This window comes from Nocardia sp. NPDC059229 (assembly GCF_042754165.1).
In the GTDB taxonomy this organism is placed as follows: domain Bacteria; phylum Actinomycetota; class Actinomycetes; order Mycobacteriales; family Mycobacteriaceae; genus Nocardia.
Window position 1 is genome coordinate 19,581 of record NZ_JBHZAK010000043.1, and the last position, 9,698, is coordinate 29,278.

Below are 9,698 nucleotides of genomic sequence, written 5' to 3' on the forward strand. Positions count from 1 at the left end.
GCGCCTCGCCTTCCGGTGAACCCGTTGACTCCCCTCGGGTTGGAAGGCGAGGCCGGCGCAGGGGTGGGAATCTCGTCAGGTAGCCAGGGGTATGCGTGGGCCCGGGGAGAGATGGATCTCTCAACAAACCAATTGGTTTGACAGATGGTTAGGCTCAGGAAGGTGATCGAAGGCACCATCCCCACGCGCACCGCGCGCCTGATCCGTGATGCGGCGATGCGTACGGGTGTTCCACCGGGTGAACTGGCCGTCGATCCACCTCCGATCGATCCGACGGTTCTCGGCGACGATCTACTCCGTGTCCCGACGTCGTGGGTCATGCGTACGTGGGAACTGATGGACGCCGCCGTCGGCCCCAGGGCGGGACTGCTCGCTGCCGAGACCGCCGACCGAGGCGCGCTGTACGTATGGGATTACTTGTTCACCAGCGAATCGACACTGGCGCAAAGCCTTCGAGCAGTGGTCGACCTGCGGGGCGTCGTCACCGACCCCACCGTCGATTGGCAGGTGATCGAGAGCGGCGGACTGCTGAGCATCCGCGATACGGTACCCACCCAACCCGAGCACATACTGGCTCCGGTGCAGGAGTTCCTGTTCTCGGTCATTCTGCGTCGTGTGCGCGAGGCAACCCACCGGCGCCTTATACGGTTCCGGGTAGCATTCAGTCACAATGCTTCCCACCGGTATTCGCACCTGATCGACGGATTCGGCACCAGCCGAATAGATTTCGGTGCTCCCTATGCCGAGCTCACCTTCCTCGACGCCGGCGCCCTGCCGACCGGATCGGATCCGCACCTCGGCGCCATGCTGCGTCACTACTCCGAACTGTTCCTGACCTCCTCGCGCCCCATCCCCAACAGCCACGACATCCTCCGCACCGCCATCATCGACGCGTTGAGGCAGGGCGACCTCTCCCTCGAAACCGTCGCCGGCCGTCTGGCCACCAGCCCCCGCACCCTGCAACGCCGTCTGCGCGATCTGGGCACCAGCTGGCGGGAGGAGGTCGAAACAGTCCGCTACGAAACCGCCACCAACCTGATCCGCAACACCACTCTGCCCTTCCGCTCCATTGCCGCCCGCATCGGCTACACCGACCCCCGCGCCTTCCGCCGCTCCTTCCAACGCTGGACAGGCCAGCAACCCAAGGATTTCCGCCGCTCACTCGGATCCGAACCGACTTCAATGGGTATGACCCGAATACCCCAGAAAGGGGCAGTGACGCTACGAACCTGAGTGTCGGCAGGAATCCGTCACGTGACTGGCGCTCGGACACACCGGCCGACAGTGCACCGCACAGTGTCCGGCCTCGGTTCGGGCAAGCGGATACGAGTGATGACGTTCGACGAATCACCGGAAACCCTGCAATGTGCCGTCAAATAACGGTACGTTGTTTGAGTGTTTGAAGTGAAAGCGAAGCCCGCCGATGCGTCGTCCGCCGTGCGGCCAAGTGACCACGGCGGACACTCGGCGTGGGAGATCGAGCGCAGGGGACTCGAATGGGTCGCCGACGCCGACCGTCGGGGCACTCCACGCGGATTGTTCTGGCCGTGGGCCGCTCCCAATATCAATGTGATCATCGTGGCGTTCGGCATGTACGCGGCCGCGTTCGGTGTGGGCTGGTTGTCCGCGACCATCGCCGCGGCGATCGGCACGGTGCTGTCGTTCGTGCTGGTGGGCTTGGCGTCGCTGGCAGGGCAGCAGGGCGGAGTCCCGACGATGGTCACCAGCCGCGCGGCGTTCGGGCATCACGGCAACAAGGTTCCGGCCGTGCTGAGCTACCTCGTGCTGGTCGGATGGGAGACTGTGGGGGCCGTCCTGTCCACGCTGGCCGCGAAAACGGTCGTGCTGCGGCTGAACCCCGGCATCGATCCGAAACCGATCATGGTCGTCACCTTCCTGACGGTGATCGTCGGCTCGACACTGGTCGGTGTCTACGGACTGCACGTGATCCTGCGGGTGCAGAAATGGCTGACCATCGTGTTCACCGCTCTCACCGGGGTGTATCTAGTGTTGACGATGCCGCGGATCTCGTTCTCGGTGGCCGGTCACTTCAGCTGGGCCGGTTTCGCCGGTGTCGTCGGTTTTGCCGCGGCCCTGTTCGGTTTGGGCTGGGTCAACTGTGCCGCCGACTATTCGCGATATCTCCCCCGGACGGCGAGCCGACGCGGTGTGGTCGGCTGGACCACCTTCGGCGGCAGCGCCGCGCCCGTGCTGCTGCTGATGTTCGGAATCCTGTTGGCCGCAGGCGATCCCGCGATCGCGGAAGAGGCGGTCACCGATCCGGTCGGCGCGCTCACCGCGCACCTGCCGACCTGGTTCCTGATTCCCTATCTCACCTTCGCAGTTCTGTCCTTTGTCTCGTCGTCGATCATGGATCTGTACTCCTCGGGGCTGGTCCTGCTGGCGATCGGCGTTCGGCTTCCGCGCCGGGCCACGGTGCTGATCGACGCCGGCCTCGTCGCGTTGGGGGGTGGGTACGTGGCTTTCGCGGCTCCCACTTTCTTCGCACCGTTTCAGGCGTTCCTGTCGGTTGTCGGTGTGCCGGTGGCGGCGTGGACGGGAATCTTCCTCGTCGACCTGTGGCAGCGCCGCCGTCACGGCTACGACCAGGCTGCTCTGTACGACTCGGCAGGGGCCTACGGCCGGATCAACAAAGTTGGCGTGGGCAGTTTGATCGCGGCCACCGCTGTCGGGCTCGGTCTGGTCACGTCGCAGGACCCACACATCGGCCCGCTGCTGGGCTACCTGTTCACCCAGGCTGCCCGCAATGGCAGCCTCGGGACCAGCAACCTGGGACTTTTCGTGGCACTCGGGCTTGCCGCCCTCACATACGCTCTCGCGCACCGGGTTACCGATCCGGGCCGGAACCGTTCACGCCTGGCAACTGGACCCCGAGACGATGACCGGCCGCAACCAACGCCGTCGCAGCACAATTCACCGCTTCCTTCGACGGCCCGCGTACCAGTTCACGAACAGCGCGAATCGGCCGGAGCCTGAACTGCCGATACACCACGGGCGGGTACGGGTCAGTCGCTGCGGCGGGTACTCAGGACGATGCCTACGGCTCGGCCCAGCGCTCCCAGGGCCAGCGCGCGGTGGTGACGGAGGATGCGGTGGCGGCCGGCGTGCCGGGGTTGGTCCTGGCCGGATTCTTTCGTCGGCGTAGGTCCGTGTCGCGGGGAATTCCGTTCGAGCTGAACAGGATCGATGTCCGGTCCCCGGGTCTCCCGCTGGGCGGGATACCCGGGGATACGAGATCACTTCTCGGCGTTGTTGAGGGTGCTGGCCAATTGGACGAGGCTGACCACGGTCACCGGCGCACCGATCGCGATGGTGCCGATGGCGGTGCCGAGTCCGGCGCCGACGCCGGCTCCGGCGATGCAGCCCCCGGGCGCGCCGATCAGAAACGCGGGTGGCATCAGTTCGGTGCCGACAATGGCACCGGCGACGCAGCCACCGACGAGTCCGATGGCCGCGCCGACCATGGCGCCGATGGCGGTGGCCATGCCGATCTGGTTGGCCGCCACGCCAACCGCGTCGTTGAAGTCGTCCTGGGAGTGGATCGGCTTCGCCTCGGGCGTGGCTGTGGCCGCGATGGCCTCGGCGGGGTTGGTGGACGGGGTCAGGGTGACGGTCCGGCCGTCGGTGTCGACCTGCGCGGCGATCGGCCAATCCTTCTGGTCGAGCCGGTAGGTCAGCGGCATGCCGACAACCAGATTGCCGGTAGCGTCGAGGACCTCGAACTGGTTGCCGCGCACATTGATTCGGCCGGCGTCGGTACGCAGCACGACGGAGTGGTCCACGACGTTGGCGGTGTAGTGGATGCCCGGGACCACGTCGGTGCCGATGGTGCTGCCCGGCTTCTGCGCGGGAGCGTCGGCGGAGGCGGTGCCGGTGGTGACAGCCAGCGCGGCGATGGCGAGGGCGGCGGTGGCGGTGAACTTGTTCAAGGTATTCATCACAGGGTTCCTTCCTTGCGAACTGTGGCTCGCGAGACGTACAGCCAAAAGGCGGGCAGGTTGTGGACCGAGTAGGTCCCCGGCAGCACGTTCGTCATCAGCGCAGCACGAAATAGCTATCGGCATTCGACTGTTCGGACCCGTAATTCCGCGAGTGCGATGGGAATTGAATTGCCGTATCCGGGTGCGCGTGAAAATCACACGGCTCGCCGCGCCCGGGCGTGAGTCGTGGCGGACGCATGCTGGGCGTTCGGCGCTGACGTGAGGACGGCTTGCCTGATCCCGTCGACCTGGCCGGAGTCCGCGGCCGCGACGAAGAGATGGTCCGGGTTGACCAGGCCGACGATCAGCCGATCCGCACACACCTGTGCGGCGGCCTGCTCGTGGAAATCGTCGAGCAGGATCGCCGCGGCGGCGAGACCAGCGACAACGGGACATCGGCGCGGTGCAGAACGGGCAGCCATTCGCCCTGTTGCCGGCCGGTGGGTTGCGTCATATCAGAGAACGAAACTCAGCAGTGAGCTTCCGAGCCCTACCGCCGAACCGACGAAGGACAAGAAGCTGGACAGATTGACCGGGCCGGCCGATCCGGTATCGGGCACCACTAACCTCTTCCGAATGAAATGAGCGAACAAGGTTGTGCGACATCAGGATCGAGTGTTGGCCCTGCCCCGACGTCATTGCCCCAGCCATTGCGGATCCACAGAACTGTGCCAAGTGATACAAGGCCGGGCGCCTCCCAGTGTGGACTATTCCCACCCGCGGCAAGGAATCTGCCATCGCGACTGAATAGTGCGGGTAGGCAACAGAATTGCTGCGCCACGCACTGCCGGGGCGTTCGCGCGTGGTTCGGTGATGATCGGTTCCGATCAGGCGATGCAGGACGAGTAGGTGGCCGAGACCCATTCGGCGAAAGTGGGGCCGGCGAGCAGGCCACCATTTTCGTTCAGGGGTGTGTCGGGGTTGCCCTGGCCTCCAGCCCGGACCGGCCCGGCAGGTCGATATCGAGCACGGCCACCTCCGCCCCCGGAATGTCACGTCGAGAACAGCGAGGAATGCGTCCCCACCAGTTGCGGAGTGAAGGGAGCGACCGCCTGCCGGAGCAGATCGCCAAGGCAGATCCGAGAGATTGCGGGCCCTCGATGACGATGCGGCAGTTGCCGGAAAATGAGCCGGGTATAGCGAAATGACCTGGCGGGTAGCGTCATTCGCAGCCGAACAGTGGGGCGGGCTGTTATTTCGCCCCCGATCGATCGACCCCGAGCATCGTAGGTGTGCGCCAGGCGAACCAGTCGGAAAAACCTGCCACGAGGGTCGGTTCCCCGTCGACGCTCACCCTGCGGGAGCGAATGGCGGCGTCGATGGTGGAAGTCCCAGCCACCAACCGGTGCAATTCAGCCAGGTCGGCATCAACCCAGACGTCGATGTCATATCCCGGGTGTCGACTGCACGCGCTGGTCTCTCCGGGCGCGAGCACAAGCCACGCATGCTCGTCGATCGCACCGTGGAGAACGAACTCGACAACCACCCGCCGCGCGGGCAGGCAGTCCTGACGCACGAACTGCCGCAGCCGCCAGAGCACCCACGCGCTGTCGAGCTGCTCTTCCTCGGGGTCGCCGAAATACCAGCGACGCGCCCAATCCCCCAGTTGCCACACCAAGGGCTCCAGCGCGGCCCCGGCCGGCGTAAGCCGGTACTCCGGTCGCCCCTCGGCGTCGAGCGTCCGAACGACGAGGCCGGCGACCTGCAATCGCCGTAACCGCCCAGACAGCAGGGTCCGGCTGATCCCCGGCAAGCCGCGATGAAGGTCATTGAACCGCCGCGACCCGATCAGCAACTCACGCACCAATAGCAGTGTCCATCGGTCGCCGACCACCTCGACACCGGCCGACACCGGGCAGTACTCGATTCCTCGCCCCACGCACCCACCCCAGTCCAGTTCTTGTACCGCCGAACCACAGTATTGCAGCGGCAAACTGGCGCTGCCCACCAGATTCGCGAAGGATGTGCCAGCCGATGACCGCAGTAGACGACCACTACGACCGCCTGCTCGCCGAGCACTACACATGGATGCTCGGCGGAGACATCGACAGCGTCGCGAACACCCAAGCCGATCTGTTCCGTCGTCTGGGTCTGGCTGCTCGTCCCAGCGATCGCGCCAGTGCCGTCGACCTCGGCTGTGGTTCCGGTGCCCAGGCGTTGGCGCTGGCTCATCTCGGCTATGAATCGATAACCGCGGTCGACACCAGTGCCGCACTGCTCGACGAACTGACCGAGAACGCAAAGCGTCTGGGGTACGAATCAGTGGTCCAGCCCACCCACCGGGATCTTCGTGGCGTTCTGCCGGATCTCGCCACGGCCGGCTCGCTTGCCGCTGTGGTGTGTATGGGCGATACCTTGCCGCATTTGCCTGGGCGTGCGGATGTGGTGGGACTGATCGCGGATGTCGCCGAAGCGCTGCAAACGGGCGGAAGCTTCGTCGTGACCTATCGTGACCAGACCGTCGAACTACCCGCCTCGAACCGCTTCATCCCCGTACGCGGCACTGCCGATCGGATTCTCACCTGCTTCCTCGACTATGTCGACGAGGACACGGTCTTGGTCCATGATTTGCTACACACCTGGGACGGCTGCGGCTGGAATCTCATGAATGGCAGCTACCCCAAACTCCGGCTGTCTTACCAATGGCTGACCGAGAAATGCCGAGCGGCCGGTCTCGATGTCCATCACGATGACAACAGCCCGTGCGGAATGCAGATCCTGCACGCGGTGAAACCCTAACGACACCAACAGATTTCGGACCATGGATTCGGATTCGACTCGTGAGTGTCACTTGATGTCTGATACAACGGCGAACTACTCAGGTGAACCGATCCGATGGGAGGACATGACGAATGCTCGCAGGAGTCGACTGGCACGAGGTTCGCACGAGCCTACCGCCGGGTGAGATGCTCAGATTCCGAGCCGACTTCGCGGAACGGATCTGGACGACGCCAGACGCGGTGGCGTTCGCGGTGACATGCGGAATCCCCCACTCGCGCGGGCTGTTTCGGATATCGGCCGAGGTGTCCGATCGTGATCCCGCCAGCCCCGACCTGGCCTTCATCGACGACATCGACTCGACGCCGACATTCACCTCGGCGGGACAACTGCAGCCGTTGGGTCTGCTGTTCCACAGCCCGCTCTACGTCCGTCCCACGGATGGCACCATCTGGGTGTCCGACCCGGACTCGGAGGTGGAACTCGAGTTGATCCACCTCGACCTGTCGTCGCTGGCATACCTGGTATACAAGGTCGAAATCGAACGACCCGACCCCGACGAAGACCCGACACCCTACGACTGGGCCGAAATCGAGGAGATCATTCAAGAGGGAATGAACCGTTGGGACACAACACCTTTCGATCCATGCACGAGGTTCTGGGCAACTTTCCTCGAATCCTATCCAATGATGTGAACCAAGATCCTGTCGCTTCCGGATCGGCGCGGGTGGCCGGGACCGTGCTCGCGCTCGCTGCCGCGGCCATCGCAGCGATTCCTACGCGTGGCGCCGGTCACCGTACAGGAGCAGCACGGTGACCGCTGTGCAGACCGTCCTCGGTCCGGTGCCGGTGAGTGAACTCGGAATCGTGCTGCCACACGAGCACTTGTTCAACGACCTGTCCGCAGCCCGCGATCAACCGAACCACACGTTCACCGAATTCCTCACCACGAGCACTGTCGATGCCTCCCTCGCGTGGGCGCTGCGCCACGACCCGTACGCCTGCCTCGACAACCTGACCACCAAATCCATCGCCGAGGTCATCGACGAGATCACCGGGTTCGCCGAGGTCGGCGGGAGAACCATCGTCGACGCCACCTGTAGTGCAGCCATCGGACGCAACCCCGAAGCCCTCGTGGAAACCGCGCGGCGAACGGGCCTCAATATCGTCATGGGTTGCGGGACCTACCTCGAGAAAATCGAGCAACAGCGCATCACAACCACCACAGTCGATGCATTGGCCACGGCCATCGCCGACGAGCTGGCCCACGGTGTAGGACCCGACCATGTGAAACCCGGCATCATCGGCGAAATCGGCGTCTCGCCCACATTCACACAGGCCGAAGGCGCTTCACTCCGCGCCGCCGCACTCGCGCAACTCGACCATCCCACCCGGGCCCTCATGATCCACCTCCCCGGGTGGCAGCGACGCGCACACGAAGTGCTCGACATCGTGATCGACCAGGTCGGGGTATCGCCACGACGAGTAGTGCTGGCCCATATGGATCCGTCGGCGACCGACCCCGCCTACCAGCACAGCGTCGCCGAACGAGGAGTCTGGCTCGAATTCGACATGATCGGCATGGACATCAACTTCCCCCGCGAAGGTCGCTGCCCCGACCCCGATGTCACCGCAGCGGCGGTCGCGGACCTCGTGATGCGGCACCCGGATCAGATCCTGCTCAGCCACGACGTGTTTCTCAAACAAATGTGGACCCGCCACGGCGGAAACGGATTCGCGTTCATCCCGACAGTCTTCACAGAACTGCTCGCCGAACACGGAACCGAGCCCGCGCTGATCAGCAGACTGCTGCGAGACAATCCCGCCCGAATGCTCGCGGGCCACAATCCTTCCTAGTTCGTGAGACCTCGGCGGAACTCGGCAAGGGACTGCCCCGTCCATCGGCGGAATGCCTTGTGCAGCAAGCTGCTATCGCGGTACCCGAGCTGACTTGCGATCGACTCCACTGATACCGATCGATCCTGGACCAGGATGATAACCCTGTCGCGCAAGATCATGTCGAGCTCGGCGCGCCACGTTGTTTCATGCTCGGCCAAGCGCCGCTGCAGAGTGCGGTCACCGAGCCCCAGTCTCTCCGCTACCTCGGACAACGTCACGCCGCCGACGCCGCCCGCCAGCACGGCCGAGTTGAGGATTTCGCGAAACCTGTCCAGCCAGGTGGGCTCCAGGCTGATCAATTCGAGCAACTGCCGAGCATAGGAACGTAGAATATGCTGTAGGCCAGCATCATTCGCGACCGGCTCAGCCGCCGAAGCGACCAGGAAGACGATCGCGTCTCGTCCTTGATCGAAGTGGATATTGGCGGTTCCGAGCGCATCAACGAGATATCGGGTGTCGGCTGGTGCGGAATGGGAGAAGTCGATTCGCACCGGGACACCGGTGGCGCCGAAGCGCTCGTGAGCCGCCTCGCGGTGACGGCGATCACGAATTCCTTGATCGCTGCGTCGATCGGCGGTTCGAGCGGCCAGTTGGAATACTCCGCGGTGAGTAAGGACCCGTTTTCTACGACCTCAACGCCCACCCTGGAGTCGCAGATCGTCTTGTTGAAGCGGGACGCGTCATGGAGGCCTTCGGCGAGCGTCGACGCATCCGCCAGTCGATGTCGCGGGACCGCGTCCTCGGCCGCGCAGCTGCGGACGCAGGCCGTGGCCGCGGCGCGGTGCTGCGCGAACTGGAATGGGCGGGCTTCCACATCGACGCGGTCCGCCCCGACGTCGGCGATGGTGCGTCCGTCGGCGCCGATCTCCTCGCCGAGTACCTCGGCCGCGCGCGCGGAGGGCCCGAGCGCGTACGCCCGGATGCTGTGGCTGCAGGGCGCACTCGAATTCGGCCACCCCGATCAGGATTCGATCCGGCTCGCCCAGGCCCTAGGTGTACTGACCACGGACGTTGGTGACGGCGTGGCGAGCTGACATGACGAAGACCTCCGAGTGAAGTGCGAGCTGTCTAGGAACGCAT

Annotated in this window: 10 protein-coding genes; 6 read left to right on the forward strand and 4 right to left on the reverse strand. The window is 64.7% G+C overall.

Features of this window, described 5'->3' with window-relative positions; all coding sequences use genetic code 11:
- Positions 1 to 162: 162 nt before the first annotated feature.
- Positions 163 to 1,233, forward strand: a complete 1,071-nt coding sequence (locus tag ACFXHE_RS42625) for a helix-turn-helix domain-containing protein (RefSeq protein WP_379391227.1) — start codon at positions 163 to 165, stop codon at positions 1,231 to 1,233.
- A 171-nt stretch (positions 1,234 to 1,404) separates the two neighbouring features.
- On the forward strand, positions 1,405 to 2,997 hold the full coding sequence (locus ACFXHE_RS42630) for a purine-cytosine permease family protein (protein ID WP_379391229.1): 1,593 nt from the start codon (positions 1,405 to 1,407) through the stop codon (positions 2,995 to 2,997).
- Between the two features lie 260 nt (positions 2,998 to 3,257).
- On the opposite strand, the gene ACFXHE_RS42635 is transcribed toward ACFXHE_RS42630, so the two are convergent.
- The 3 genes from ACFXHE_RS42635 to ACFXHE_RS42645 all read right to left on the reverse strand — a co-directional run bounded on the left by ACFXHE_RS42635 (position 3,258) and on the right by ACFXHE_RS42645 (position 5,880).
- Positions 3,258 to 3,959 carry a hypothetical protein gene (locus ACFXHE_RS42635; protein WP_379391231.1) on the reverse strand — a complete coding sequence of 234 codons (702 nt, stop codon included), beginning with the start codon at positions 3,957 to 3,959 and terminating at the stop codon, positions 3,258 to 3,260.
- A gap of 197 nt (positions 3,960 to 4,156) precedes the next feature.
- On the reverse strand, positions 4,157 to 4,423 hold the full coding sequence (locus tag ACFXHE_RS42640) for a hypothetical protein (protein WP_379391233.1): 267 nt from the start codon (positions 4,421 to 4,423) through the stop codon (positions 4,157 to 4,159).
- A 770-nt stretch (positions 4,424 to 5,193) separates the two neighbouring features.
- Positions 5,194 to 5,880 carry a winged helix-turn-helix transcriptional regulator gene (locus ACFXHE_RS42645; RefSeq protein WP_379391235.1) on the reverse strand — a complete coding sequence of 229 codons (687 nt, stop codon included), beginning with the start codon at positions 5,878 to 5,880 and terminating at the stop codon, positions 5,194 to 5,196.
- A 95-nt stretch (positions 5,881 to 5,975) separates the two neighbouring features.
- Between ACFXHE_RS42645 and ACFXHE_RS42650 the strand changes: the two genes are divergently transcribed.
- From ACFXHE_RS42650 to ACFXHE_RS42660, 3 genes are all read left to right on the forward strand, one after another.
- Positions 5,976 to 6,740, forward strand: a complete 765-nt coding sequence (locus ACFXHE_RS42650; protein ID WP_379391237.1) for a class I SAM-dependent methyltransferase — start codon at positions 5,976 to 5,978, stop codon at positions 6,738 to 6,740.
- A gap of 167 nt (positions 6,741 to 6,907) precedes the next feature.
- A complete protein-coding gene (locus ACFXHE_RS42655) occupies positions 6,908 to 7,414 on the forward strand; it encodes an SUKH-4 family immunity protein (protein ID WP_379391239.1) in 507 nt (168 codons plus the stop codon).
- Positions 7,415 to 7,532: 118 nt separating this feature from the next.
- Complete coding sequence (locus ACFXHE_RS42660; protein ID WP_379391241.1) at positions 7,533 to 8,576, forward strand: phosphotriesterase; 1,044 nt, start codon at positions 7,533 to 7,535, stop codon at positions 8,574 to 8,576.
- Here the strand turns inward: ACFXHE_RS42660 and ACFXHE_RS42665 are convergent.
- Positions 8,573 to 8,926 carry a helix-turn-helix domain-containing protein gene (locus ACFXHE_RS42665; protein WP_379391243.1) on the reverse strand — a complete coding sequence of 118 codons (354 nt, stop codon included), beginning with the start codon at positions 8,924 to 8,926 and terminating at the stop codon, positions 8,573 to 8,575. The genes ACFXHE_RS42660 and ACFXHE_RS42665 overlap by 4 nt on opposite strands.
- A gap of 96 nt (positions 8,927 to 9,022) precedes the next feature.
- Between ACFXHE_RS42665 and ACFXHE_RS42670 the strand changes: the two genes are divergently transcribed.
- Positions 9,023 to 9,652: a hypothetical protein gene (locus ACFXHE_RS42670; RefSeq protein ID WP_379391245.1), complete on the forward strand. Its 630-nt coding sequence runs from the start codon at positions 9,023 to 9,025 to the stop codon at positions 9,650 to 9,652.
- Positions 9,653 to 9,698: the final 46 nt, after the last annotated feature.

Coding starts and splice junctions, on each gene's coding strand:
- ACFXHE_RS42635 (WP_379391231.1), bottom strand. CDS start 3,959: ATGAATACCTTGAACAAGTTCACCGCCACCGCCGCCCTCGCCATCGCC.
- ACFXHE_RS42640 (WP_379391233.1), bottom strand. CDS start 4,423: ATGGCTGCCCGTTCTGCACCGCGCCGATGTCCCGTTGTCGCTGGTCTC.
- ACFXHE_RS42650 (WP_379391237.1), top strand. CDS start 5,976: ATGACCGCAGTAGACGACCACTACGACCGCCTGCTCGCCGAGCACTAC.
- ACFXHE_RS42655 (WP_379391239.1), top strand. CDS start 6,908: ATGCTCAGATTCCGAGCCGACTTCGCGGAACGGATCTGGACGACGCCA.